This window comes from Psychrobacter sp. TB55-MNA-CIBAN-0194, assembly GCF_040309505.1.
GTDB classification, from domain to species: domain Bacteria; phylum Pseudomonadota; class Gammaproteobacteria; order Pseudomonadales; family Moraxellaceae; genus Psychrobacter; species Psychrobacter fozii.
The window spans coordinates 1-246 of record NZ_JBEOOW010000641.1 but is presented as its reverse complement, the minus strand read 5'-3'; the positions used below and the strand labels follow the sequence as shown (position 1 = coordinate 246).

Below are 246 nucleotides of genomic sequence, written 5' to 3'. Positions count from 1 at the left end.
CCACATGAGAAAGCGGTCGAGATATTAACTCGACTCGCCCAAAGTTACAAGAGGTTATTGTTATCAATCAGTTTGTTTGCTCATAGATTCAACAACCGCGGCTATTTTTTCTGCGCTGTCGATTACTAACTTCTCTTGTTCGGCCTCAACCATAACACGTACAACAGGTTCAGTGCCTGATTTACGTAGTAACACACGCCCCTTTTCACCTAAAGTTTGCTCAACCTCTGCTACTGCAGCTAATAC

Annotated in this window: 1 pseudogene; it reads right to left on the bottom strand. The window is 43.5% G+C overall.

The window, feature by feature from the left end:
* Positions 1-63: 63 nt before the first annotated feature.
* A pseudogene (glmM, locus tag AAEY75_RS16575) lies at positions 64-246 on the bottom strand (phosphoglucosamine mutase); the annotation flags it as partial.